At 62.6% G+C, this 25,028-nt stretch carries 18 protein-coding genes; 9 read left to right on the top strand and 9 right to left on the bottom strand.

Going from position 1 to position 25,028, the window contains the following annotated elements; all coding sequences use genetic code 11:
* Nucleotides 1–36: 36 nt before the first annotated feature.
* The gene (locus VVT58_RS19460; protein ID WP_066562447.1) at nucleotides 37–438 is read left to right on the top strand and encodes a DUF2147 domain-containing protein; all 402 of its coding nucleotides are present in this window, start codon (nucleotides 37–39) and stop codon (nucleotides 436–438) included.
* Here VVT58_RS19460 and VVT58_RS19455 read toward each other — a convergent pair.
* From VVT58_RS19455 to VVT58_RS19435, 5 genes are all read right to left on the bottom strand, one after another.
* Entirely contained in the window at nucleotides 401–1,282 is an 882-nt protein-coding gene (locus VVT58_RS19455) for a class I SAM-dependent methyltransferase (protein ID WP_327753905.1), read from the bottom strand. The two genes, VVT58_RS19460 and VVT58_RS19455, sit on opposite strands and share 38 nt — an antisense overlap.
* A gap of 75 nt (nucleotides 1,283–1,357) precedes the next feature.
* On the bottom strand, nucleotides 1,358–2,635 hold the full coding sequence (locus tag VVT58_RS19450; protein WP_327753904.1) for an HD-GYP domain-containing protein: 1,278 nt from the start codon (nucleotides 2,633–2,635) through the stop codon (nucleotides 1,358–1,360).
* Between the two features lie 75 nt (nucleotides 2,636–2,710).
* Complete coding sequence (locus tag VVT58_RS19445) at nucleotides 2,711–4,135, bottom strand: efflux transporter outer membrane subunit (RefSeq protein ID WP_327753903.1); 1,425 nt, start codon at nucleotides 4,133–4,135, stop codon at nucleotides 2,711–2,713.
* A gap of 11 nt (nucleotides 4,136–4,146) precedes the next feature.
* Nucleotides 4,147–5,697, bottom strand: a complete 1,551-nt coding sequence (locus VVT58_RS19440; protein ID WP_327753902.1) for a DHA2 family efflux MFS transporter permease subunit — start codon at nucleotides 5,695–5,697, stop codon at nucleotides 4,147–4,149.
* Nucleotides 5,694–6,845 carry an HlyD family secretion protein gene (locus VVT58_RS19435; RefSeq protein ID WP_327754030.1) on the bottom strand — a complete coding sequence of 384 codons (1,152 nt, stop codon included), beginning with the start codon at nucleotides 6,843–6,845 and terminating at the stop codon, nucleotides 5,694–5,696. The genes VVT58_RS19440 and VVT58_RS19435 overlap by 4 nt, the downstream gene beginning before the upstream one ends.
* A 93-nt stretch (nucleotides 6,846–6,938) precedes the next feature.
* Between VVT58_RS19435 and VVT58_RS19430 the strand changes: the two genes are divergently transcribed.
* Nucleotides 6,939–7,370, top strand: coding sequence for a MarR family transcriptional regulator (locus VVT58_RS19430; protein WP_327753901.1), 432 nt, complete (start codon nucleotides 6,939–6,941; stop codon nucleotides 7,368–7,370).
* Nucleotides 7,371–7,621: 251 nt separating this feature from the next.
* Here the strand turns inward: VVT58_RS19430 and ilvD are convergent, their stop codons facing one another.
* On the bottom strand, nucleotides 7,622–9,475 hold the full coding sequence (gene ilvD / locus VVT58_RS19425) for a dihydroxy-acid dehydratase (RefSeq protein WP_327753899.1): 1,854 nt from the start codon (nucleotides 9,473–9,475) through the stop codon (nucleotides 7,622–7,624).
* 99 nt (nucleotides 9,476–9,574) lie between these two features.
* Between ilvD and VVT58_RS19420 the strand changes: the two genes are divergently transcribed.
* A complete protein-coding gene (locus VVT58_RS19420; RefSeq protein ID WP_327753898.1) occupies nucleotides 9,575–10,471 on the top strand; it encodes a LysR family transcriptional regulator in 897 nt (298 codons plus the stop codon).
* Between the two features lie 112 nt (nucleotides 10,472–10,583).
* Here the strand turns inward: VVT58_RS19420 and VVT58_RS19415 are convergent, their stop codons facing one another.
* A complete protein-coding gene (locus VVT58_RS19415; RefSeq protein WP_327753897.1) occupies nucleotides 10,584–11,381 on the bottom strand; it encodes a DUF2189 domain-containing protein in 798 nt (265 codons plus the stop codon).
* A gap of 463 nt (nucleotides 11,382–11,844) precedes the next feature.
* Here VVT58_RS19415 and VVT58_RS19410 point away from each other — a divergent pair, with 463 nt between their 5' ends.
* From VVT58_RS19410 to VVT58_RS19395, 4 genes are read left to right on the top strand one after another with little or no spacing between them, the layout of a single operon-like run.
* The gene (locus VVT58_RS19410; RefSeq protein ID WP_327753896.1) at nucleotides 11,845–12,630 is read left to right on the top strand and encodes an SDR family oxidoreductase; all 786 of its coding nucleotides are present in this window, start codon (nucleotides 11,845–11,847) and stop codon (nucleotides 12,628–12,630) included.
* Nucleotides 12,631–12,677: 47 nt separating this feature from the next.
* The gene (locus VVT58_RS19405) at nucleotides 12,678–13,118 is read left to right on the top strand and encodes a nuclear transport factor 2 family protein (protein WP_327753895.1); all 441 of its coding nucleotides are present in this window, start codon (nucleotides 12,678–12,680) and stop codon (nucleotides 13,116–13,118) included.
* 14 nt (nucleotides 13,119–13,132) lie between these two features.
* Nucleotides 13,133–14,299, top strand: coding sequence for an acyl-CoA dehydrogenase family protein (locus VVT58_RS19400; RefSeq protein ID WP_327753894.1), 1,167 nt, complete (start codon nucleotides 13,133–13,135; stop codon nucleotides 14,297–14,299).
* Between the two features lie 40 nt (nucleotides 14,300–14,339).
* Nucleotides 14,340–15,413 carry an AraC family transcriptional regulator gene (locus VVT58_RS19395; RefSeq protein ID WP_327753893.1) on the top strand — a complete coding sequence of 358 codons (1,074 nt, stop codon included), beginning with the start codon at nucleotides 14,340–14,342 and terminating at the stop codon, nucleotides 15,411–15,413.
* A 28-nt stretch (nucleotides 15,414–15,441) separates the two neighbouring features.
* Here VVT58_RS19395 and car read toward each other — a convergent pair whose 3' ends face one another.
* Nucleotides 15,442–18,996: a carboxylic acid reductase gene (gene car, locus VVT58_RS19390; protein WP_327753892.1), complete on the bottom strand. Its 3,555-nt coding sequence runs from the start codon at nucleotides 18,994–18,996 to the stop codon at nucleotides 15,442–15,444.
* Nucleotides 18,997–19,511: 515 nt separating this feature from the next.
* Here car and VVT58_RS19385 point away from each other — a divergent pair.
* The gene (locus VVT58_RS19385) at nucleotides 19,512–21,899 is read left to right on the top strand and encodes a TonB-dependent receptor (RefSeq protein WP_327753891.1); all 2,388 of its coding nucleotides are present in this window, start codon (nucleotides 19,512–19,514) and stop codon (nucleotides 21,897–21,899) included.
* A 139-nt stretch (nucleotides 21,900–22,038) separates the two neighbouring features.
* On the top strand, nucleotides 22,039–23,322 hold the full coding sequence (locus VVT58_RS19380; protein WP_327753890.1) for a hypothetical protein: 1,284 nt from the start codon (nucleotides 22,039–22,041) through the stop codon (nucleotides 23,320–23,322).
* A 47-nt stretch (nucleotides 23,323–23,369) separates the two neighbouring features.
* On the opposite strand, the gene VVT58_RS19375 is transcribed toward VVT58_RS19380, so the two are convergent.
* Complete coding sequence (locus tag VVT58_RS19375; protein ID WP_327753889.1) at nucleotides 23,370–25,007, bottom strand: GMC family oxidoreductase N-terminal domain-containing protein; 1,638 nt, start codon at nucleotides 25,005–25,007, stop codon at nucleotides 23,370–23,372.
* Nucleotides 25,008–25,028 lie beyond the last annotated feature (21 nt).

Here is a 25,028-nt window from a genome sequence, read left to right as displayed (position 1 = left end):
CAGGCTTGTTATTCTCGCGCCCAAAGAGGTGACGCCATGGGATATTTTTCCGCGCTCCTGTTGCTGGCGGCCGGTGCGCCATCGGCGGGTGTAGAGGGCTATTGGCTGACGGACGACCGGAAGGGCGTGGTGCGGATCGCGCCCTGCGCAGGGCAGATGTGCGGGCGGATCGTGCGGGTACTCAATAAGGGGCCTGACGTGCCGACGACCGACATCAACAATCCCGATCCGAAATTGCGTGGGCAGCCGATCCTGGGTTTGCTGACCCTATGGGGTTTCAACCGGGCTGGCGCGGCATGGAAGGGCGGGCGGGCCTATGATCCCAAATCGGGGCGAAGTTATCGGGCGACATTGGGATTGAACCCGGACGGGTCGCTCAAGGTGACGGGGTGTGTGCTGTTCATCTGCCAGTCGCAGCGTTGGACGCGGGTGCAATAGGTGGACCGGCCTTCTCCCACAGGAAAATCCCATAGCGCATCGCGCCGGTGCGAAGCGCAAGGATCAGGCGCGGCAAGCTGAGGATGAAGCTGCGGTTCTGCGTCCTGGGGCTGAGCGCCAGCCGGCGCAGGGCGGGATCGCTGATCATGGATCCGGCAAAGCGTTGCAGGCAGATCGTCCAGGTGCGGCGGACGCGGGCGCTGGCATCCTCATAGTCGCGCAGGGAAAAGCCGGCATCGGCGGCCATGTTCACATAATCCGCCCGGCTGCCCATGCCGGGCAGCCGCCCCTCGCGGCAAATGGGTTCGAGCAGATGGCGGATTTCCCAGGCGCGCGCACCCTCTCCCTCCAGCCAGGCGCAGACCACCAGCCGCCCGCCGGGGCGCAGCACGCGCGCCGCTTGCGCGAAGAAGCGCGCCTTGTCGACCATATGTTCCGAGCTTTCAATGGCATAGGCGCGATCGCAGCTGGCGTCGGGCAGGTCGTTGTGGAGCCAGTCCCGGCGCAGGCAGGTGAAGCGTGGCGAGGGGCGGGCATTGGCGATTTTTTCCTGCGCGGCGGAAAGGGTGAGGCCGATGATGTCGACATCATGCCGCGCCGCAATCCGTGCGGCGGTCGCGCCATAGCCGCAGCCTATGTCGCACAGCGTCTGTCCCGGTTCCAGCGCCAGCCGCGCTTCGACTTCCGCGACAAGGGCATCGGCCGCCTCCGCCGGGCTTTCCCGGCCGGTCCGCCAATAGCCATGATGCACATGCTCGCCCCAGATCCGCCGATAGGCAAGGTCCAGTTCGTCATAATGAACCGCAACGTCCGCCGCGGTCGAGGGAACCTTCGGCACGATCATGCGGCTTTATCGGTCGCAAGATGGGCAGGTGCAAATGATTTGAGCGAAACTTGTCCTGTGCAGGAGTATCGGCTCTCAACCCGCTGCCGCCAGCAACCTCGCGCTGAGCGTGGGCCACTCCGCCATGTCCCAGCCTTCGGGGGTTTCGCGGGTCATGATCTGATCCGCGCCGAAACAGTTGGAAAGGTCGATATCCTCGCCCTTTTCGAAGGTGCGGTCGGCCAGCGAATAAAAGGGGCGGACCACGGGCAGGGTCAGATCGTCCCTGTTCTGCTCGACCACGATCGCCAGCCGATGCGAGCGTAGCCGCACCAGCGATCCGATCGGATAGATGCCGACGGCCCGCTGGAACGCCTGGAAAATCTCCGGGTCGTAGAGCGTCTGCGCCTCGTCCAGCATCAGCAGGGCGCGGGACGGGTCTTCGCCATGGCGGTGGATGCGGTTGGAGGTCATTGCGTCATAAGTGTCGCAGATCGCCGCCATGCGCGCGAACAGGCCGATCTCCTCGCCCTTCAACCCATGGGGATAGCCGCTGCCGTCCAGCCGCTCATGATGATGCAGGCAGACGTCCAGCACCGCTTCGGGCATTTCGCCGCCCAGCGCCAGAAATTCATGCGCCAGCGTGGTGTGGCTCTTCACCACTTCCCACTCCTCAGGCGTCAAAGGGCTGTCCTTGTCCCAGGTTTCCTGCGGCACATGGCCCATGCCGACGTCCATCAGCAACCCGGCGAGCCCGGCTTGCTGCACCTCCTCCGAGGAGAGGCGGAGCTGCTGGGCCAGGCTGATCATCAGCGCGCAAACCGACAGGGCGTGGAGATAGAGATATTCATTCGTATTCTTAAGCCGCGTCACCGCCATGAAGGCATGGGGATTGCGCTGGATGGAGCTGGAAATCTCCTCGATCATCGGTTCCAGCTTCTTGAGCTTGATCGCATTGCCCAGGCGGGAATCGTCGAAGATCTTCTGCATCGCGCGCACGGATTTGCGGGCCAGGCGGTTCGCATGGACCATCTCGGCCTTGGCTGGCAGCCTGTCCTTCGACAGCGGGTCGAACGGACGGCTGACGGGGGCGGGCGCCGCGCGCCGGGCGATCGTGGCTCCGGCCCGGCCGAACGGACGATCACGCGGGTCCGTAGCGCGGGAAGGAGCAGGCTCTTCCTTCGGCTTCAGATCGACGCCGCGGGACGTGTCGATCTGGACCCATTCGACCTTGCTGGCCTTCAGCGTCTCCAACTGATCGGCATCCTCCAGCAACATCTTGCTTTTCCAGAAGGGATGGGAAAACCATGACCCTTCCATCTTGTGCAGGAACATGCCCAGCTCGACGTCCTGGGTACGGATTCTTTTCAACATTTTGCGGCCCCGAATAGAGGCTGCATCTCGCCCCCAAAGCCTTGCAAAAAGGTTAAAACGGGATCGTGGCGGTCCTTATCGCCAGCCCAGGCCAAGCGCCTTTTGCAAGGCGATATAGTCCGCCGTCATGGCCGCCGTCCCCTGCGACAGCGCCTGCGCCGCCGACAGGCTCTGCCGTTCCGCGTCGAGAAGCTGGATGCGCGTGGCGGCGCCCGCCTCGAAGCGCTGGCGCATCAGCGCGGCGGTGCGGTCGGCCGAAGTCTTGGACCGGGCCGCGCTGGCGACGCTTAGCCGCCGGGCGCCGAAGCGGGACAGGGCGTCCTCGCTGTCGCGCAGGGCGGTGAGGACGGCCTGGCGATATTGGGCTGCGGCTTCGTCCTGCGCGCCCTTCGCCTGCTCGACGCGGGCGGCGTTGCGGCCGAAATCGAGGAAGCTCCAGCTCAGGCGGGGCATGGCGATGGCTGCCAGTTGGTCGAGATCGACCAGATCGCCGGGGTTGGTGCCGCCGATGCCGATCAGGCCCATGAAGCTGAGGCTGGGGAAGCGCGCCGCCTCCGCCACGCCGATCTTGGCGGTGGCGGCGGCTAACTGGCGCTCCGCCGCGCGGACATCGGGGCGGCGTTTGAGCAGCGCGGCGGGATCGCCCACTGCGACCTCCGCCGGCGGCAGCGGTACGGCAGCGGGCGCCGTCAGCATCGCGTCGAGCGCGCCGGGCGCTTCCCCGGCGAGTGTCGCCAGCGCGTTCAGATAGGCGTCGCGCTCGGCGCTGAGCGGCAGCAGGGCGGCTTCGCCTTGCTCCGCCAGGTTGCGCTGCTGTTCCAGCTCCAGTGCGGAGGCGGTGCCTCTGGCGTGGCGCTGTTCGGTCAGGCGCAGCATCTCGCGCTGGCGGGTGAGCGCCTCCTGCGCCAAGACGATGCGCTGCTGGCGGTCGCGCAGATTGACATAGGCCTGCGCGATTTCGGCCGTCAGGCTGACCTGCGCGTCCGCGACATTGGCTTGCGCCGCCTCGAACTGGGACCGCGCCGCCTCGACCCCGCGCCGCTTGCCGCCCCACAGGTCGACCTCCCAACTGGCGTCGAAGCCCAGATTGTAGAAGTTGAGCGACTGGCTGCCGCCGCCGGACTGGTCGCTCTCATCGGAATTGCCGAGGTCGACACCGGGCAGAGTCGCGTGGACAAAGAGGGCGGAGGCATTGGCGCTGGGCAGAGCATTGGCGCGTTCCGAACGCAGCGAGGCGCGGGCCTGCCTCACCCGCGCTTCCGCCACCGCCACGCCCGGATTGGCCGCGAGCGCGCGGGTTTCCAGCGCATCCAGCACCGGATCGCCCAAGGCCGTCCACCATGCGGCGGCGGCTGGCGCTTGGGCGCGGGTGTCGTCGGGTGCCCGCACGAATTGCGCGCCGGGGCTGACCGGCTTGGCCGTTTCCGGCCCGCGATAATCCGGCCCGGCGGTGCAGGCGGCCAGGCCAAGCAGGGGGAGGGCAATCAAGGGGAAACGCATGGAAACCAGCCTCAATGCATCGCGACGGCTTGCCCATGGGGCAAGGGACGCAGGAACAGGACCAGCGGCAGCACGGCGATGATGCCGACCGCCAGCATCGTGAAAATGTCGTTATAGGTCATCACCAGCGCCTCTTTCTGGATCGTGCCCGCCAACGACCGGAGGGCGGCTTCATGACCGCCCAGCGACTGGCTGAGCCCGCCGATATAGTCCTGCACCTGGCCGCTATTGGCGTTCAGGCTTTCTTCCATGCGCCGGCTATGGAACCAGGTTCGCTGGTCCTGAATGGTGGCGATGCTCGCCAGCGCCAGCGATCCGCCCAGATTGCGAACCGCGTTGAACAGTCCAGCGGCGTCGCCCGCATCTTCGCGCGGGACGGAAGCGATGGCGGCCTGATTGAGGAAGAGGAAGCCGAACACGCTGCCAACGCCGCGCAGCAATTGCGATTCGATGAAATCATGGCCGACCGCCTGATTCGTCAGCACTGTGTCGATCCAGCAACTCGCCGCCATGATGGTCAGCCCGGCGCCAACCGCGATGCGGATGTCCAGATGCCGGATCAGCAACGGCGTCAGCGGCATCAGCATCAGGCTGGGAATGCCCGACAGCAGGACGATCCGGCCCGATTGCAACGCGTCATAACCGGCGATCGCGGCCAGGAACTGCGGAATGACGAAGGCGGTGCCATAGAGCATCATGCCGATCACCAGCCCCATCATCGCGACCGCGCCGAACTGGCGGTCGAGCAGAAGCTTGAGCCGGATGACCGGCCTTTTCGCGAAATATTGGCCGGCGAACAGCAGGATGAAGCCAATGCCCGAGACGATCGACATCAGGACGATTTCCCGGCTCTGGAACCATTGTTCGCGCTGCCCTTCCTCCAGCACGATGGTGAGGCCGCCCAGCCCCAGCGCCATGCCTGCAATGCCCAGCCAGTCGGCCTGCCAGAATTCGCTCAGCAACGGCTTTTGATGCGGCATCGTCACCAGCAGCAGGGTGATCAGGACGATGCCCACCGGAAGATTCAGGAAGAAGGCATAGTGCCAGCTTATATTCTCTGTCAGCCACCCGCCGACCAGCGGGCCCAGGACCGGGCCCAGGATCGCGGTGACGCCGAACAGCGCATTGCCGATCGGCTGCTGCGAACGGGGCAGGCGCGTGGCGATGATCGTCATTGCCGTCGGGATCAGCGCGCCCCCGGTAAAGCCCTGACCAACGCGGCCGATGATCATGGTGGTCAGATTGTCGGCTACGCCGCACAGCATCGAAAAGCCGGTGAACAGAAAAGCCGCGGCCAGCAGCAGGGTACGCAGCCCCAGCAGCCGTTCCAGCCACGCCGCCAGCGGGATGATGATGATTTCCGCGACCAGATAGGATGTCGCGATCCAGGTGCCCTCCGTGCCGCTGGCGCCGATTTCGCCCTGAATGGTAGGCAGGGCGGAATTGACGATGGAAATGTCCAGCGTCGCCATCATCGCGCCCAGGCTGCCCGCCGCGACCGCCAGCCAGGCGGCGGCGTCGGCGCGTTCCGGCATGGATGTCGCGGCCGAAGCGGCGGTCATTGGCCGATCCGCGCGTTATGCCGCTCCTGCTCCCGGCGGATTTGCGCCGCAGCGTCCTTGGCCGATCGGGTGTCGACCGACACTTCGACCGACATGCCGGGGACCAGCAGCTTGCGGGTTTCAGGGCCGGCGCTGACGGCGATGCGAACGGGGATGCGCTGGACGATCTTGGTGAAATTGCCTGTCGCGTTCTGCGGCGGCAGGACCGAAAATTGCGCGCCGGTGCCGGGCGCGATGCTCGCCACCTGGCCGGGTAGCTCGACACCGGGCAGCGCGTCCACCTCGATCTTCACGGGCTGGCCGACGCGCATCAGGCCCAACTGCGTTTCCTTGAAATTCGCTTCGACATAGAGGCTGGCCTTGGGAACCAGCGTCATCAGGCGGGCCGCCGCCTGCACAAACTGACCCTGCCGCACGCTCCTGTCACCGATCCGCCCGTCGACGGAGGCGCGCAATATGGTGGCCTCCACGTCGGTATTGGCGGCGGACAGTTGGGCGCGCGCGGCCTCTCCCTGCGCCTGCGCTTGCCTGATCTGCGCTTCCAATGTGGTGACCCGCTTCTGCGCGCTGGCCAGTGTCGCCTGGGCGGCGGCGGCCCTGGCTCTGGCCTGCACCGCCTGATTTTGAAGCTCCGACAAACGCTCGCGGGTTTCCGCGCCGCTGGCCGCCAGCGGGCGATAGCGCTCCACTTCGCTCGCGGCGAAGGCGGCGTTGGCCTTGGCGGCGCTCAACTCTGCCTCCGCCTGGTCGATGGCGGCGCGCTGCTCAGCGATCTGGGCTGTCACCCCAGCGACATTGGCCTTGGCCACGTCGACCTGCGCCACGGACTGGGCCGCCTGCGCTCGATAATCGCGCGGGTCGATCTGCACCAGTGGCTGACCGGCCTTCACATCCTGATTCTCATCGACGAAGACGCGGTCGACATAGCCCGAAACCTTCGGCGCGACGGTGATCGAATCGGTCTGGATATAGGCGTCGTTGGTCGATTCCTGAAATTTGCCGAAGCTTTCGAAGCGGATGAACCACAGCACGCCGCCGATGATCAGCGCTAGAGCCCCCAGCAGCAAGATCAGGCGGACGCGCGGGTTTTTGAGCGGGGAGGAACGGCGCTGGCCTGAGTCGTCGGCATATGCGGAGGAAGAGGCCATATCGTCTGAACTCATGAAAAAACCGCTGATCTCAATCCCGCTTCCTATGCTCGCTCTTGCACTATGGCGCAATACCATTTATTGAGGCACCTCATGAATATCTCCGACGAGCAGCTACTGACGGACCTGTTTCGCGTCATCACGCTGATGCGCCGTTCCTTCGACCGGGCGATGACGGAGCAGGGGGCTTCGCTGGCGCAGACAAAGGTTCTGATGTGCATAAAGGCGCAGCCGGGAACGGCGCGGGCGGCGGATATTGCCGAAATAATGGGGATTGCGCCGCGAACGGTGACGGAGGCGCTGGACGGGCTGGAGCGCGATGGGATGATTCAGCGGATGCCGGATAGGGAAGATCGGCGGGTCAAGCGGCTGACCATCACCCCCGCAGGGGAGGCCGCGGTGGCCGTGACTGAACCCCTGCGCCGTCAGCTCGGGGCAAAGGCATTGGGCGCCTTGAACGCGTCCGAGCGGGAGCATTTTCATGCTGCGCTGCAAAAATTACTGGAGAGGATGGCGAACGGCTGACCTTTTGATTCGCGCCATTTTCTCTGTTATTATCGCCCAGTCGACCGGCATAAGCCCGGCGGCAGGGGAGTGTGTGATGGAGCGTATGCATTACAGCATGTGTCAATGCAGCATCGGGCTGCTGACCTTGTGCAGCGCGTCGGCCTTGGCGTTGACCGGCACGCTTTACATCCTGCTCGACTGATTCGCTCTTGCCACGAGCGTCCGAATGGGCGCGCCGCGTCTGTTGAACGCGGCACGCCCTGTAAGAATCAATCCTTTTCGATCTGGCTCACATCGCGCACCGCACCGCGCGCGGCATTGGTCGTGAGCGCCGCATAGGCGCGCAGCGCGGGGGAGACGTTGCGCTTGCGGCCGAGCGGCTTCCAGGCCTTGGCGCCGCGTGCTTCCATCTCCGCCTTGCGCGTCGCGATGACCGCGTCGTCCAGGTCCAGCTTGATGACGCGGTTGGGGATGTCGATGACGATCGGGTCGCCGGTCGCAACCAGCGCGATCAGCCCGCCTTCCGCCGCTTCGGGCGAGACATGGCCGATGGAAAGGCCCGACGTGCCGCCCGAAAAGCGCCCGTCGGTGATCAGCGCGCAGGCTTTGCCCAGCCCCTTCGACTTGAGATAACTGGTCGGGTAGAGCATTTCCTGCATGCCGGGGCCGCCCTTCGGTCCTTCATAGCGGATGACGACGACGTCGCCCGCCTTCACCTCATTGCCCAATATGCCCGCGACCGCCGCGTCCTGGCTTTCATAGACGCGGGCCGTGCCGTGGAAGGTCAGGATCGATTCGTCCACGCCAGCCGTCTTCACGATGCAGCCTTCGGGCGCGATATTGCCGTACAGAACCGCGAGGCCGCCATCCTTGGAGAAGGGGTGCTCCGCGCTGCGGATGACGCCGTTTTCGCGGTCGGTGTCCAGTTCCTCCCAACGGGCATTCTGGCTGAACGCCTGGGTGGTGCGGACGCCGCCGGGGGCCGCGCGGAAGAAATTGCGGACCTCTTCGCTATTGGTGCGGCCAATGTCCCAGCGGTTGAGCGCGTCGCCCAGCGTCGGCGCATGAACGGTCGGCAGGCTGGCGTCGATCAGGTCGGCGCGCTCCAGCTCGCCCAGGATCGACATGATGCCGCCGGCGCGGTGGACATCCTCCATATGCACGTCCTGCTTGGCGGGTGCGACCTTGCAGAGGCAGGGGACGCGGCGCGACAGCCGGTCGATGTCCGCCATGGTGAAGTCCACCCCGCCTTCATAGGCGGCGGCCAGCAGGTGCAGCACCGTGTTGGTCGAACCGCCCATGGCGATGTCGAGGCTCATGGCGTTTTCGAAGGCCGCAAAGCTGGCGATGTTGCGGGGGAGGGCGGAGGCGTCTTCCTGTTCATACCAGCGTTTGGCGAGGTCGACGATGGTGCGGCCCGCCTCCAGGAACAGCTTCTTGCGATCGGCATGGGTGGCGAGCGTCGAGCCATTGCCCGGCAGCGACAGGCCCAAAGCTTCGGTCAGGCAGTTCATCGAGTTCGCGGTGAACATGCCCGAACAGGACCCGCAAGTCGGGCAGGCGGCCTGCTCGATCGTCTTCACTTCCTCGTCGGTGTAATTTTCGTCCGCCGCGACGACCATGGCGTCGACCAGATCGAGCGCAACCGTCTTGCCGCGCAGCACGGTCTTGCCCGCTTCCATCGGCCCGCCGGACACGAAGATGGTCGGGATGTTGAGGCGCATCGATGCCATCAACATGCCGGGCGTGATCTTGTCGCAGTTGGAAATGCACAGCAGCGCGTCGGCGCAATGGGCATTGACCATATATTCGACGCTGTCCGCGATCAGATCCCGGCTGGGCAGCGAATAGAGCATGCCGTCATGGCCCATGGCGATGCCGTCATCGACCGCGATGGTGTTGAATTCCTTGGCGACGCCGCCTGCCGCCTCGATCTCGCGAGCGACGAGCTGGCCGAGATCTTTCAGGTGCACATGCCCCGGCACGAATTGGGTGAAGCTGTTGGCGATGGCGATGATCGGCTTGCCGAAATCCTCGTCCTTCATGCCGGTGGCGCGCCACAGGCCGCGCGCGCCCGCCATGTTGCGGCCATGCGTGCTGGTGCGTGAACGATAATGGGGCATGATATTTCCTCGGGTTCTTCTCGGACATTCTCTACGCTTTTGCGCGCAGGTTGTGAAATATATTGAAAGCGCTCAATAAGGTCGTATTACGAATAAGTGATGGACCTGCGGCAACTCAATCACTTCCTCGCCGTCGCGGAGGAATTGCATTTCGGCCGGGCTGCGGAACGGCTGGGCATGACGCAGCCGCCGCTCAGCCAGTCGATCATGGCGCTGGAGCGGGAACTGGGCGCGCCGCTGTTCACACGGACCAAGCGCCATGTCGCGCTCACCTCCTTTGGCGAGCAATGGTTGGCGCATGTCCGCCCGGCGGTGGGTGCGATCGCGGACCTCGCCCCCATGGCGCGGCGCTTGCGGGAAGGGACGGCGGGACGGCTGGCGCTGTCTTTCGTCAGTTCCGCCGATTACAGCATCCTGCCGTCGCTGGTCCGGCGCTATTCCATCGCCTTTCCCGATGTCGAGATGACATTGGCCGAGGCCACCAGCGATGTTCAGATCGAGGCGCTGGTCGAAGGGCGGATCGATGCCGGTATCCTGATCCCCCCGGCTTCGGGCCTGCCGTCGGTGATCGATTACCGGCCGCTGCTCCGGGAGCCTTTGGTGGCGGCCGTGCCGGAAGCCTGGGTCGCGGAGGGTGTCCTCCACATGGAACAGGGCAGGCTGGCGGGCGAAAGCTGGCTGGACCAACCCCTGCTGCTCTTTCCGCGCCATGTATCTCCGACTTTTCACGACCTGGTTCTCGACCATTATCGGGCCAAGGGGCGGACACCGCATATCCGCCAGCGGGCGATCCAGATGCAAACCATCATCAGCCTGGTTTCGGCGGAAATGGGCATGGCGCTGGTGCCGGCCTCGCTCCAGAATTTGGCGCGGACCGGCGTGCGTTACCTGCCGCTGGCCGACGCCGCGCCGGTTCTGGAAACCGGGCTTGCCTGGCGCCGCGCGGATGAGGAGCCGACGCTGCGCGCGCTTTTACGGATCGCCTTGAAAGCGTGATCCTGCGCAGGCGGAAATCCAACTCCCCTAAGTCGCTCCGGGTGGAGCGCTCAGGGGATGGATTGCCTTAGGCGCAGCTTGGTGCCCGGCCTTTACAGGCAAGCTATGGATGTCAGCGCACCACGGCCCGCGTGTACAAATGCCAGGTCGCATATCCCAGCACCGGCAGCACCACCGCAAGACCCACCAGCGCGGGGAGCGAGCCCAGCACCAGCAACGCCACGACGATCAGACCCCAGGCCGCGACCGTCACCGGATTATGCCATGCCACACGACAGGATGTCCGCAGCGCGACGCCCCAACTGACCGGCTTGTCGACCGCCATGGGGAAGGAGACGACGCTGACTGCCAGCGTCAGCAGGGCGAAGCAGAAGCCCGCCAGATTGCCGAGCACGATCATCTGCAAGCCTTCGGACGTGCCGAGCACCGCGGAGAAGAAAGCGCCCACGGAGGCGGTCGACCCGGGTATATTTTCCAGCGTCACATGATAGATGAACCAAGCCGTCGCCATCCATGCCATGAACAGCAGCGCCAGCACGCAGGTCAGGTCGAACAGGGCAGAGCCGCCCGGTTTGCGGATCACGTCCAGGAAATGGCGCCAGCGGGCATCCAGTCCCGCCTCGCGTCGCCGGGCCAGTTCGTAGAAACCACTGGCGAAAGCCGGTCCCAGCAGGATCGCACCGGCCACCAGGGGAAAGATCAGCGGCAGGATCGACATCTGGCCGGCCGACATGATCGCCAGCGCGACGATGACCGGATAGATGAAGCCGATGAACACCAGATCGCCCCTCTTGGCGAGGAAATCGTCCCAGCCCTGACGCAGGGCGATACGCAGATCGTCGAAACCGATAGTGCGGATGGAAATATCTTGCCCCGCGGACGCCGCCTGGGACGGGTGAGCAATTGCCATGGTTCGCCCTCCTGACCGAACGCCATAATGCGCTTTGCTCTGCTTTGGTCCTCTGTCGGGACATGCGCGCCTTTTCGGGGCGAACATCTCTCGGCATGAGGGAGCGCCTCATGGCCAATAGCGTCATCCTACACCGGGAATGCAGGGGCCGCCAGCCCTTTGATGTCAGGACCGTGGATCAGGGCCGAAGCGGGCCATCTGCGGAAGGACGGCGCTTTTTATTGGCCCTGCCGATGCCGGAAATCCTCCATTGAAAAAGAGGTTTAAATCATATCATAGCATATGATATTAAGGCTCACTAATAAGGATGGAGAGGGAGACGATGGCGGCATATGAGATCCTGAACGGCGTCTCCGCCGGGCTTTTCCAGATATTCATCCCGCCGCCCCGCCCAATTTTTCTGGTTTCTGAATTACATATTATGATTTGAAAATTACTTGGATCAATAAAATAGGAGAATAGGATGACTGGATCTCTAGAAGGAAAAGCTGTCATTGTGACTGGCGCATCAAGCGGTATTGGCCGTGCCATTGCCGTGGAGCTGGGTAAGGCCGGGGCTGAGCTGTGGCTGGTCGGTCGAAATCAATCCGAATTGGATGCGACGGCGCAGATGATTGGCGATGCGGGTGGTCCGGATGCCCACACCGCTCCGATGGATCTTCGCGAACGGGGGCCGCTTGCCGCGCTGGTCGAAAAAGTAGCCGGGCAGCATCCGCATCTCTTCGCGCTCATCAACAATGCGGGCGTGATGTATCCGGAGCCGATCTTGAGCGGCTCGGTCGACCGCTGGCAGGCCATGCTGGACATCAATGTGATGGCGATGCTCGAAGGATGCAAATCCGCGGTCGAGGCCATGCGCGCCCATGCCAAACCGGGCCATCTGATCAATGTGGGTTCGGTTCAGGCGCGTTTCGAGGTTCCCGGCGTCTATGGCATTTCCAAGCAGGCGGTCGAGGCGATCGGCGTTTCGCTGCGCGAGGAACTGGAACAGGACGATATCCGCGTCTGCACCATCATTCCGGGTGGTTTCGAGACCCAGCTTGCCCGTGGTTTCCGGCAGGAGGAACTGGCGCATGTGGCATCATCCTTCGAGAGCAGGGGCGTGGCCTTTGGCGGCGACGGCGCGCATCGGCTGGTGTCCGATCCGCAGCATATCGCCAATATCGTCCGCTATGTGCTGGAACAGCCGATCGACATCAACTTTCAGGAAATTCTCATCCGGCCGCCGGTCAGCACCAAAGCAAGCTGAGCGTGGCGGGGGCGAGGGGGGGATGCTCCCGTCGTTGGAGGATAATAATGGACGATATTGAACGCATAAAGCAGCTCAAGGCGCGCTATTTCCGGACGATGGACGGCAAGGACTGGGCTGCGTACCGGACCGTCTTTACCGATGACGTGCTGTTCGACGTGCGCGGCGGCATGGCCCCAACGCCGCCCGATGCCGACTATGCCGAGCCGCCGATCATAGGGGCGGATGCAGCGGTCGACTTCATCCGCAGCGGCCTTGAGCATCTGGTGAGCGCGCATCAGGGCTTCATGCCGGAAATCGTCCTGACGGGCAACGATAGCGCAACCGGCATCTGGGCGATGACCGATGTGCTGCGTGCGGGTGAAGGCGCGCCGTTTCGGACGGTGCGCGGTTACGGCCATTATCATGAACATTATCGGCGGGTCGATGGTGAATGGAAGATCGCGCGGCTTCGGCTGACGCGCCTGATCGTCGACATCGAGACATAAGAATAAGAGGGAGGATGGAAATGGATCTTTCGCCCGAACATCTGGCGATCCGCGAAGGCGTGAAGAAGATCGTCGATCGGTTCGACGACGAATATTGGTCGGCCTGCGAAGAGGAGAAGAAATTTCCCTTCGAATTTCACAAGGCGATGGCGGACGGGGGCTGGCTGGGCATCACCATGCCGGAGGAGTTGGGCGGCGCCAATCTGGGCGTTACCGAAGCCGCCATCATGATGCATACCGTGACGTCGGGCTGTGGTGGTTATAATTCGGCCAGTACATTGCATCTCAATATCTTCGGCCCGCATGCGGTGGTGGTCCACGGCACGCCGGAGCAGAAGGAGAGAATGCTGAAGCCCCTGATCGCTGGCACGGACCGCGCCTGCTTCGGCGTCACCGAACCCGATGCGGGACTAGATACCACGAGCATCAAGACCTTCGCGACCAAGGTGGATGGCGGCTATCGCGTCACTGGCCGCAAGATCTGGACGTCTTCGGGACAGGTCGCCAACAAGATCCTGCTGCTCACCCGCACCACGCCCAAGGACCAGTGCAAGAAGCCGACCGACGGCATGACGCTGTTCTACACCGATCTCGACAAATCGCAGATCGAGGTACGGCGCATCCCGAAAATGGGCCGCAACGCCGTCGATTCCAACGCCACCTTCATCGACGATTATTTCGTTCCTGAAGAAGATCGCATCGGGGAGGAGGGTAAGGGCTTCCACTATATCCTGCACAGCCTCAATCCCGAGCGCATCCTCGTCGGGATGGAAGCGGTCGGCTTCGGGCAGAATGCGCTATCCCGCGCGGCGCAATATGCCCGCGAGCGCCAGGTGTTCGGGCGGCCCATCGGTCAAAATCAGGGTATACAGCATCCCCTGGCGAAGAACTGGATCGAACTGGAAAGCGCCTTCTGGATGGGAATGCGCGCCGCCCATCTTTATGACGCCGGCAAGCCCTGCGGCGCGGAGGCGAACGCGGCCAAATATCTGGGCGCCAAGGCCTGTTTCGATGCCTGCACGCAAGCGGTGATGACGCATGGCGGCATGGGCTATGCCAAGGAATATCAGGTCGAGCGGCTGTTTCGCGAATCCATCCTTCCGCGGTTCACGCCCATTACGGAGCAGATGATCCTCAACTTCATCGCAGAGAAAGTATTGGATCTGCCGAAATCCTATTGAGTGGTTTTCGATGGCACCGACAATAGAGAGGATGGATCAGATGGCGCGGTTCGAGGAAGGCATAAATTCGGATCGACAGGTTTCGGATCAGATCGCGATTGTACCGGGAAGCGCTGCCCAGATCGCCGGGCCTGTCTCGCTGTCCGAAGTGCTGTTGCAGGATTTGCGCGTCGAACGGACACATGCGCAGATACTGACCATCGGACAGGATGTGCAATGGCGGATGCCGGCGATCCACTTGCCGATCCTTTACAGCATATTGGAAGGCACGATCAGGCTGCACATGCCGGGTGAGGATCCAGTGGACCTTGGACCGGGGGACAATGCGCTCCTCTTTTACGGCGACGCCCACCAATTGGGACGCGGGGCGGCCGTGGAAAATGGGATTGCCCCGGTCGTTCAGACGCAGATGCCCGAATTGATCGAGCGGCGGCAGGTCGGTCGTGGCACTACCCAGGCGGTGGTTCTGCAATCATTGCTGGAGCTGACCTATGTTCGCAAGAATGCGCATGTCAGCCGTGCTGCGCCCGACCTGCTCATATTGCGCGCGCCGAAGGACGGGGATGCGGAGATACCGTTTAAATCCTTTCCCTATTCGGGGCGGCAGCTTGCGCGGGATATGGACGGCCCCGGTTCTCTGGCTCTGGTGAGCGTCTTTGCCAATATGCAGCTATGCTATGCGCTCAAACAATGGTCGGCCCGGCTGTGGGGCGAAAATGTGCACGATGTTCGCTGCCCCAATATGCGGCGGGTGGCGACGGTCGTTCGAGAGATTCGCGCGCATCCCGACCGGCCGTGGACCGTGGCGCACCTTGCGCGGCATGTCGGCCTGTCCCGTTCGGCCTTTGCGGCCGCCTTTCATGAGGTGATCGGAGAATCGCCCATCGCCTTTCTGACCCGCAGCCGGATGGAGCGGGCCGCGACCTTGCTGCGCACCGATTCCCTCAGCATGTATGAGATTGCGCAACGGGTGGGTTATCCGATCGAGAGCAGCTTCGCGCGCGCGTTCAAAAGACATTGGGGCGTTCCGCCCCGCAGCTTCTCCGACAAGGTGGAAGGGGATGGGGCGGAAGGGGAGAGCGCGGAAAAAGGGGAGGGGGCGACGGGGCGCTAAACCGCAGCCTCCTCCCATCCTGCATCGATCAGGCAGCCACCATCTTGGGGAGGGCGATCAGGCCGCGGGCGTGCAGGTCGTCCAGATATTTGTGGATATAGGCTTCGCTAAGGTGCGGGATATCCGGCCCCACCTTGAGCGTGCGGACGCGCGCGGCAAAGTCCGTGCTGGTCAAGGGACTGGCCGCCGGGGAATGCGGCTCCGCAAAATGGCCGAGGATGTTGATGGAGCTATGGTGGCGCTCCTCATCGGGCAGGTTGCGCAGCTTGTCCTCGAACCGCCGCGTCCATTCGGCATGCGGACTGATCCGTGCGACCTGATAGCCTTTCGATGCGATCCAGTCGGCGAAACTGTCCAGCGACACGCCGTCATCATGGGGGTTGACCATGTTGAAGCTGCTGAACCCGTCATAGGGCTGCGCGCCGATCTCAGCCATGACCGCCGCCAGGAAATCGACCGGAAGGCCGTCATAATGGGTGCGGGGCGGCTGGCCATCGGGCGTCAGCGTGTAGAAGGACTGGGGAGCCAGCCCGGTCTGCACGATGCTGTAGAGCAGCCGCGTCATCATGTCGGTATCATTATATTGCCCCACATAACGTGCATGCGGCATGATCATGTTCGGGCGGAAGACATTGACGGGTAAGCCGAACAGGGCATGAGCCTCCCGCAGCAGAACCTCGCCCGCCCATTTGCTGGCGCCATAGCCCGACGCGTAGATGTCCGTGAGGGGGATCGTATCGGACACCGTGCGCACATCCGTCGCTTCGGGCGCGCTGGTCAGTTCCGGCAGCATATAGGGTACGGCGACGGTCGACACATAGTCAAACCGCTTGAGGCGGCCGGTCAAGGCCAGACGGATCAGCTCGGCGGTCCCGGCGACATTGGGTTCGAACAGATTCTGATAGGACAGCCGGTGGTTCACCAGCGCGGCGGGGTGGACGATCTGGTCGATCTGCTCCGCAAGACGGTCGAACTGCACCTTGCCAAGGCCGAGCTGCGGCAGCGCCAGATCGCCGCAGATCATTTCCATATGTTTGGAAGCGAGAGTCCGGAAGCGGTCGAGCAGGGCGGCGTCGCCCGTGTCGAACACCGCTTCGAGCCGCGCATAGGCTGCCTTGCTATCCTTGCCGCGCCCCAGGCAATAGAGTTTGCCGTCGGTGCGCGCGGCATATTCCAGCCATTCGAGGCAGAGGAAGCGGCCCAGAAAGCCATTGGCGCCGGTCAGCAGGATATTGCGTGCCTGGTCGACTGGCGGCTTGGCATAGGACGCCGCGGTCAGCACGTCTTCATCGAGGAATTTGTACAGCTTGAGGTCGGACGCGTGCAGGACGCCGTCATCCGGATGAACATCGGCAAATTGCACGCCCTGACCGGATTGCAGCCCCTCTATATGGTCGGCCAGCCATAGCACGCTCGCCGCCGGATGCAGGATCGCGCTGACCGCGACCGAGATCTGGAACATCTCCTCGAACAGCAGCGACAGGCCGACGGCGCCCAGCGAGTCCCCGCCCAGGTCGCCATAGCTGCGGGGATCGGCCGGATCGATTTCCGGCAGGCCGAGGTTCGCCTTGAAGGCGCCGGCGATGCGCTCGGCCAATGTGCCGGTCGCGCTTTCGCGCAGCCGGGCCAGCTCCGTCTGCTGCTGCTTGTCCATATCCTCATACATGGCCTCCAGCTGGTCCATGTAGCGCCGCTTGAGATTGGGGCGCAGCGGCTTGCGTGCGCTGGAGAGGAGGCCGTTTTCCAGGGAGAAGGGTTCGGTCTCCACGATCACGTCGCGCGGGATCTCGAAATTCTTGAGCTGCGCCTTGCGGGCGACTTCCTTGAACTCGTTGAGGATGAGGGTGCGCAGTTCCGCCTCGGTCGCAGGGCGGCCCAGTTGGGTCTGCGCGACGCCCGTGTCGGGAACGACCACGGCCAGCAGATAGGAGCGATAGCTACTGCCATAGACGAAGATCTGGTCGATCAGGGCGCTATTGCCGAGATAGGCGGTTTCGAGCGGGCCGACGGCCACGAACTCGGCCTGGCTCAGCTTGATGACATTGCCGCGCCGGTCGACCCAGACCAGATGATCCGGGCCGCGCTGTTCCATGATATCGCCGGTTTTCAGGAAGCCGTCCTCGGTGAAGACCGATGCGGTCGCCTCCGGGCGCTTATAATAGCCCTGAAACATCTTGGTCGTCTTGACGAGCAGTTCGCCGCGCGGGAACGGCTTGTCGGTGGTGTAATAGCCCAGTTCCGGCACGTCGAGCAGCTTGAACTCGGTGATCATATGCGGGGTCAGCCGGTTGGCGAAGGTCATCGCCGCCGCGCCTGCCTCCGTGCAGCCATAGCCTTCGATCAGCGGCATGTCCCAGCATTCGGCGATGAAGCGGCGCACTTCCGGCGCGGTCGGTGAGCTGCCGACGCCACCGCCGCACAGGCGATCGCCCAGATAACCCGCGCGCATTTCCGCGCGGACGGCGGCATCGGCGGTTTCGGGCTGTTCGCCCGTCGCGATGCGGCGTTGCAGCTCCGACTGATAATGCTGATAGACGATTTCGCAGACGCGCGGGATGAAGAGGATCGACGTCGGCCGCACGATGCGGAAATCGTCGAACAGCGTCGACATGTCGCTCTTCAGCGTGAAATAGGCGGTGCCGCCCTGCGCCAGCGCCCCATGCACCATGTTGCGCCCCATGAAATGGTTCATCGGCGCATAGGCTACCGCCACCGCCGGTAGATAGGTGCTGATCGTTTCGGTCCAGAATTGCGCGCTGATGGCGTCATGGATGATGGCGCCCTTGGGCGTTCCCGTGCTGCCGGACGTGTACATGATCATGGAGACATGATCGGGGCCGGCCGCCGGTTCGGGCAGCGGTTCATAGGCAAAGCCCCGGCCATATTCGATCGCTTCGGCGAACGATATGAGGGCTATCCTGCCGCCGCTGGCGGAAAGGCGTTGGCGGGCCGTGGCAACGGCCTCGCTTTCTTCGGATATGCGTTCGTCAAGGTCGAGTATGATCAGGCTGCGGATACTGTCCGTTTCCAGCGCATAGCCGACGGCAAGGTCCAGATTATCAACTGTCGCCGCCATTGTGACGGGCGCCGTATCGGTCAATATCCCTTGCATGTCGGGTGCAGGAAGATTGGCCTGGAGCGGAATGGATACAGTCAGCGCATAGTTGCAGGCCAGATCGAGCGTCGCCATTTCAGCGCCGGTAAAGGAAATGAAGGCAATATGACTGCCCGGCGCGGCGTGATGTTCGGGATGATGTTTCCAGAAATTGGATAGCGCCTCGATCCGGTGGCGTAGTTCGTCATAGCTGATCGTGTCGAAATGGGCTTCATATTTGCGTGCTGTTCGGCCGTCGGCGTCGGTCACAACTTCATGATGACGCGTTCCCAACGCCGGGCGATCGGCATAGCCGGTCAGGACGGTGCCGATGATCTCGCGATAGCTGACGCCCGGCGCGTTGATCGCGCGCGTCACCTTTTCATCCGGCATCCGCGCGCCAATCTCGGGATCCTGGGCGATCAGCGTCCGCATGCGCGCACCGGCACGGTCGAAAAGATATTGCTGGTCGAACTCGCTCGCCATCATCCTGTCCTTTGATTGTCTTTAAAGAGGCATATGTGCCGTGCTGGAAATCATATCCATGACAGTCCGGGCTCGCCAAGGTGCGGAATCATGCCGAGCGTCTTCGATATTATGCCGAAACGCCGTCCCGTCACCGATGGCCAGGACCGGTCGATTTCATGGTCGATCCGGGATTCGATGTGCCTTGGGCGGGCTGGACGAATTGTATCGCTTTGTGGTGTTTGGGTAATAGTATACAAGCTTCCTATTTCTTAGGCTCCTCATGCTTTGCAGTCATAGGACAATGGCCAAGGCTGATTTGATAGTGGGGGCGCTCGTATAGAAGTGGATGCGTTTCTAAGATAGGGCCATCTCATTCTCGAGGCCCGTTTGAACAGCAAATCCAGTCCCGTCGTCTCCACCTTTGATGCGTAATATCAATATAGCCGAAAAAATCGGCGTATATGGGGAGAGGTACAATGCGGTTTCGACGCGCGATACATTTCGGCTTTCTTGCGACGGCAGCCATAACGGAGATCATGCTGTCTTCAGCAATGGCGCAAACAAATGTGCTTCCTGATCCCGTTCAAAATCAACTTCAGGACATCATCGTCACGGCACGCAAGCGCAGTGAAACATCGCTGCAAGTTCCCGTAACCATTGCCGCGATCGGGGGACAGGATCTTCAGAACAGGGGGATCAATTCGATCGATGCCGTTGCCCGGCTGGTGCCATCGATGATCACCGGCGAAGGCGGCGGTACGGTGCAGGGCGGCATCATCGCGATCCGCGGCATTTCCGGCGCGGACAATAATCCGCTCAACGATCAGGCGGTTTCGTTCAACATCGATGGCGTGAGCGTGGGGCGTGCATCGGTACGACGCATGTCCGATATGGATATTGAACAGGTCGAAGTTCTCAAAGGTCCCCAGGCACTGTATTTCGGCAAGAACAGTCCTGGCGGGATCATTTCCGTTCGAACCGCAGACCCCACCCCCAATATGGAAGCGAAGATATCGCAGGCCTATGAAATAAACGCTCGTGAATGGCGGACGGAAGCCTATGCCTCCGGGCCGATCAGTGACAGCCTTGGTTTCCGCATCGCGGGTATTTATTCCGATATGCAGGGATGGGCGAAATCCTATGTCCCGACCAATTTCGTCAACACCGCAACGACGGGGGTTTTCCCGCCCAGCCATGACCGGGCGCCGCACAAGCAGGACTGGGCGCTGCGCGGCACGCTGAAATTCGACGATGGCGGCCCGTTCACGGCGCGGCTGAAGCTTGCCTATGCGCGCGTATCGGGGACCGGTTCATCCGCCAATACCCAGTTCGTTTCCTGTCCGCTTGGCTATCCGCAAGGCTCGCCGCCCTTGTCCACCGGCTTGCCGCGGGACGATTGTCGAGCCGACAATCTTGTCGGGCATGGCGATTTCAGTCCCAATCTGGCTGCATTGGATCCGGACGAATATCCCGCCGACGGCCATGGTAATCTCAAACAGTCGCAGTGGCTGGCGTCTGCCGAATTTACCTATCGTCCGTCCGACCATCTGACCCTGACGTCCGTGACGGGTCTGTATAAAATGAATCTGAGCAATCTTGGAAATTTCACGCAAAATTATTATGACTCCCCGACCCTGCCAGCGCAACTTCTTATCAGTCGCAACAGGCTGAATCTGCGTGAAATTTCCACGGAATTGCGGCTGGCCAGCGATTTCGAGGGGCCGGTCAATTTCATGCTTGGCGGTCTGTATCAGGACACGCGGGGTAGAAATGGATCGACGACCGCGCGCTATTCCATCGCGCCGATATTCGTGAATAAATATATCTATGCGCAGGAAGGAAACGCTTATTCGGTATTCGGTCAGGTAACGGTAGACTTCACCCGGCAATTACAGCTTTCAGGCGGAGCACGGGCATCGTTTGAAAATAAATCGCTGCCGGGCCTGCTTACGGCGACAGCGGCCGCGCCCAGAACGCTGGTGCCGATTACTGCATCAGGACTGACCCGCGACATCAGCTTCAACAATCTGTCTCCCGAAGTGACCCTGTCCTACCGTCCCACGCAGGATTTCAATTTTTACGTCTCGCGCAAGGAAGGCTTTCTGTCCGGAGGATTCAGCGCATTGGCGCCGACGGCGGGCGTGATCGCCGGAACCCAGCAGGTCAATTATGACCAGCAGATCACGACGGGTTTTGAAGGCGGGATCAAGGCTTCCCTGTTTCATCGCAGCCTGCGCGTGAACCTTGCCGTCTATGATTACAAGACGGCGGGGCTTCAGGTCGGCGTGACGACCCAGGGCGTGCAGCAGGAACTGCGCAATGCGGGGAGCGTCCGCACGCGGGGCGTGGATTTCGACTTCACCTATCGTCCGCCGGTCGAGGGTCTGACACTGAACGGCGCGGTCAACTATAATGACGGCTTCTACATCGATTATCAGGCGAGTTGCTATCGGGGTCAGTCATCCGCGACCTGCTTCAATCAGGTCAGTCGGGTGACGCACAAGGTCGCGCTTCTTCAGGATCTGAGCGGTCAACCGCTGGTCCGCGCGCCGCGCTGGACCGGCAATGCCGGCTTTACCTATGAACGGACGGTCGGTAACGGCTATCATCTTGGCCTGTCGGGCAATATCAGCCACAGCGATTCCTATTATACGGACACGACCAACACTCCCGGAGGCGTGCAGAAGGGCTATGAACTGGTCGATGCATCGCTTCGTTTCGGGCAGGAGCAGCAGGGTTGGGAAGTGGCGCTGATCGGGCGCAATCTGACCAACGAATATTTTTTCGTGCGCAGCAGCGATACGCCCTTCACCGGCACTTCGCCGGGTGCATCGCTGAACGGTGTGTTGGGTGACACGGCCGCCTCGGTTGGTCGCGGCCGCGAATTGATGATCCGCCTCAGCTACAAATTCGGCGGAAAATAAAACGCAAGAGTGATGCAGGCCGTATCGCTGAGATACGGCCTGCATAGCCTGTTGCCGCTTGATCGCGGTGCTGAAAGTCTTAAAGGTAAGCCTGCGAACGAAAAGGTGGCGCGTTTTCGCGCCTGGGAGAGCGAAGTGGATGAGGCATCCAACGCATGTGACCGGAGATCACACCGGCATTGCATTTCCTGTCAGCTATGGCGTGCTGGAGGCGGGCGGCACTTCGGGGCTGACAGCTCTCTTTCGGCAGATGGGGGTGATCGGCCCCGATAATGCGGTCAGCGAGATTCTCCACTGGAAGGAGTTTTTCGGCGGCGGCATGGGGCGCAAGATTGCGATCGACGTGGCCTATGGGCGGGACGAAGGCGCGCCGACCCGTCTGTTCGCCAAGTTCACGCGGGAATTTGGCGATCCGTTGCGCGAGCTGTTTTCGCCGGTCATGGACCCGGAGGTGCGCTTTGCCCTACTGTCCCGGCGGACGGGCTTTCCGCTGAAGGTGCCGCGCTGCATGTTCGGCGACTATAATGCCGAATATAAGACCGGCCTGCTGATCACGGAACGCATCCCCTATGGATCGGAGGGGATCGAGCCTCCACTGGAAAAATGCGTCGATTATGAACTGGCCGACCCGCTGCCTTATTATGAGGCGCAGACGCGGGCCATTGCGGCACTCGCCGCCTATCATCGTGCCGGGCATTTCGGGGGTGAGATAGAGCGGGAATTCCCCTTTAATCCCGATGACGAAGCCTTGTTAAAGCTTATTCCCTTTGATCTGGACGAGTTGCAAGCCAAGCTCGTCAAGCTCAGGGATTTTGCGGCGCGCGCGCCGCAATTGCTGCCGGGCGGACTTGCCGATCCCGCCTTTCTGGAGGATTTTGCCCAAGGGGTGATGCAGGTGCTGGCCAAGGAGCGGGCGATCTGGCGGCACCTGCATGGCCGCCGCGATGCGATTGCGTTGGTTCACTGGAACATGAACCCCGATAATGGCTGGTTCTGGCGTGATGAGCAGGGGGTGATGCAGTCGGGACAGCTCGATTGGGGCGGTGTTGCGCAGGCCAATCTGGCCCAATCCTATTATGGCATGGTCTGCGCGGGGGAGGCGGACTTTCTGGCCCGGCATGATGCGGATCTTCAGGCGCTGCTGCTGTCCGAATATGCGCGCCTGGGCGGGCCGCAGTTGAATGCGGCGGAGTTCGACGCGGATCTGAAGCTGGCCATTGCCGTTATCGGCACCGCCTGGATGCTGGATGCGCCTGCGCTGCTGGAGGCGGAACTGCCCGATTATGGCAACCTCACCGACCGCACCGATCCACGCCTGCGCGTCCTGTTCCTGCCGCGCGCGCAGTTGCAATTGCTCAATGTCTTCCTGTCGGAATGGCGCCGCAAGAACATTGGAGAGGCGGTCAGGCAGTTTTCCGCCTGAACCGCTTCTCCAGCGAACTGGCGCGCGAGAGCGCTGGCCATCAACTTTCAGGCCGCATTGCGAAGGCGCGCATCCTCCATGATCAGGTCCGCCGCGCGCCAGCCGGTCGCCATGGCCGGGCCGTTGGTGTTGCCGGAGATGAGGCCCGGCATGATCGAGCAATCGACCACCCGCAGCCCATGCACCCCGCGTACGCGCGCCCGTTCATCGACCACCGATCCGGGATCGCGGCCCATGCGGCAGCTGCGTACGGCGTGCGTGCCGCACAGGGCGATTTCGCGCACGATCGCCAATATCTCCTCATCACTGACATGGTTTGCGCCCGGTGAGACCTCCGCCCCGATATAGGGAGCCAGCGCCGGTTGCCGCACATATTCGCGAATATAGCGCACCACTTCGATCGCCGCGCGGCGATCATGCTCGGTCGCCAACCAGTTGGGCGTGATGGCGAGCCGCGCGTCCGGGTCGGCGGAGGTGATTTCCAGTGCGCCTTCGCTGTCCAGCCCGATCAACTGCGCGGTGAAACTCACGCCCGGTTCCCGTTCCACCGACTGCATCGGTGCGACCGTATCCTTGTCGCGCTCCTTGGGGATGTCCAGCGTCCAGCCGCTGATGTAAAGTTGCGCATTGGGGCGCGGCTGCGCCGGATTGGTCTTGATGAACGCTCCGACCTCCATGGCGCCGTTCGCCAGCGGGCCGGATTTGAGCAGCATATATTGGGCGACGCTGGCGGCGAGGCCCAGCCCCCGCAGGCGATGGTTCACGCCCTTTTCACCGCCCTTCAGCCGATAGCTGGCGATCATGCCCAGATGTTCCAGGATGCGGCGGCCGACATCGGGGCTGTCATGGATGACGTCGATACCCTGCCGTTTCAGCAGTTCGGCCGGACCGATGCCGGACAGTTGGAGCAGCTTGGGCGAGGCGATCGTCCCCGCGCTGATGATGATCTCACCATGGCAGGCGAAGCTGGTCGGGCGTCCGTTTACCCGGCAATCGACGCCGACGGCGCGCTTGCCCTCGAATCGGATGCGGTCGGCATAGACCTGAGTGACGACGTCGAGGTTGGGCCGGTGGCGCACCGGTTCCAGAAAGGCGAGCGCCGAACTTTGGCGGCGGCCATTTTTGATATTGTAGCAAAAATAGCCGACGCCTTCCTGATCCTCGCGATTGAGATCCTCATAATGGCGCGGCAGGCCCATCTGCACGCCCGCCTCGATCGCGCGTTCGGCCAGCGGATAGCGGAATTTGTTGGTGCAAATATGAACCGGCCCGCCGACCCCCCGCACGCCGTCGTCGCCCAGCTCATGATCCTCGATCGAGCGATAGGCCTGCTTCATCTGCGCCCAGGACCAGTCGGACCCGGCTTCCTGTTCCCAGATGTCGAAATCCTGCGGTTGGCCACGAACATAGATCATGCCGTTGATCGCCGACGATCCGCCCAGACCTCGCCCGCGCTGCCAGGTCTCCGTGGGTTGATCGGCGGGGCCGACCGGGTAGGACCAGGCATGGGTGGGGTCGGTCACCAGCTTGCCGATGCCCTTGGGCATGTCGACCAGAAACGCCTTATTCTCGCCCCCCGCCTCCAGCAGCAGCACGCGATACGCCGGATTTTGCGACAGCCGGTTGGCAAGGACGCATCCCGCCGATCCCGCGCCGACGATGATATAGTCATAGCTTTGCGCCATGGCGTACCCTTCCTTATTATC

It is taken from the genome of Sphingobium sp. SJ10-10 (assembly GCF_036038995.2).
Taxonomy (GTDB): domain Bacteria; phylum Pseudomonadota; class Alphaproteobacteria; order Sphingomonadales; family Sphingomonadaceae; genus Sphingobium.
The sequence above is the reverse complement of the archived record's forward strand: the minus strand, read 5'-3'. Positions and strand labels throughout refer to the sequence as shown.

Coding starts and splice junctions, on each gene's coding strand:
- VVT58_RS19460 (WP_066562447.1), top strand. CDS start 37: ATGGGATATTTTTCCGCGCTCCTGTTGCTGGCGGCCGGTGCGCCATCG.
- VVT58_RS19455 (WP_327753905.1), bottom strand. CDS start 1,282: ATGATCGTGCCGAAGGTTCCCTCGACCGCGGCGGACGTTGCGGTTCAT.
- VVT58_RS19450 (WP_327753904.1), bottom strand. CDS start 2,635: ATGTTGAAAAGAATCCGTACCCAGGACGTCGAGCTGGGCATGTTCCTG.
- VVT58_RS19445 (WP_327753903.1), bottom strand. CDS start 4,135: ATGCGTTTCCCCTTGATTGCCCTCCCCCTGCTTGGCCTGGCCGCCTGC.
- VVT58_RS19440 (WP_327753902.1), bottom strand. CDS start 5,697: ATGACCGCCGCTTCGGCCGCGACATCCATGCCGGAACGCGCCGACGCC.
- VVT58_RS19435 (WP_327754030.1), bottom strand. CDS start 6,845: ATGGCCTCTTCCTCCGCATATGCCGACGACTCAGGCCAGCGCCGTTCC.
- VVT58_RS19430 (WP_327753901.1), top strand. CDS start 6,939: ATGAATATCTCCGACGAGCAGCTACTGACGGACCTGTTTCGCGTCATC.
- ilvD (WP_327753899.1), bottom strand. CDS start 9,475: ATGCCCCATTATCGTTCACGCACCAGCACGCATGGCCGCAACATGGCG.
- VVT58_RS19420 (WP_327753898.1), top strand. CDS start 9,575: ATGGACCTGCGGCAACTCAATCACTTCCTCGCCGTCGCGGAGGAATTG.
- VVT58_RS19415 (WP_327753897.1), bottom strand. CDS start 11,381: ATGGCAATTGCTCACCCGTCCCAGGCGGCGTCCGCGGGGCAAGATATT.
- VVT58_RS19410 (WP_327753896.1), top strand. CDS start 11,845: ATGACTGGATCTCTAGAAGGAAAAGCTGTCATTGTGACTGGCGCATCA.
- VVT58_RS19405 (WP_327753895.1), top strand. CDS start 12,678: ATGGACGATATTGAACGCATAAAGCAGCTCAAGGCGCGCTATTTCCGG.
- VVT58_RS19400 (WP_327753894.1), top strand. CDS start 13,133: ATGGAAATGGATCTTTCGCCCGAACATCTGGCGATCCGCGAAGGCGTG.
- VVT58_RS19395 (WP_327753893.1), top strand. CDS start 14,340: ATGGCGCGGTTCGAGGAAGGCATAAATTCGGATCGACAGGTTTCGGAT.
- car (WP_327753892.1), bottom strand. CDS start 18,996: ATGATGGCGAGCGAGTTCGACCAGCAATATCTTTTCGACCGTGCCGGT.
- VVT58_RS19385 (WP_327753891.1), top strand. CDS start 19,512: ATGCTGTCTTCAGCAATGGCGCAAACAAATGTGCTTCCTGATCCCGTT.
- VVT58_RS19380 (WP_327753890.1), top strand. CDS start 22,039: ATGAGGCATCCAACGCATGTGACCGGAGATCACACCGGCATTGCATTT.
- VVT58_RS19375 (WP_327753889.1), bottom strand. CDS start 25,007: ATGGCGCAAAGCTATGACTATATCATCGTCGGCGCGGGATCGGCGGGA.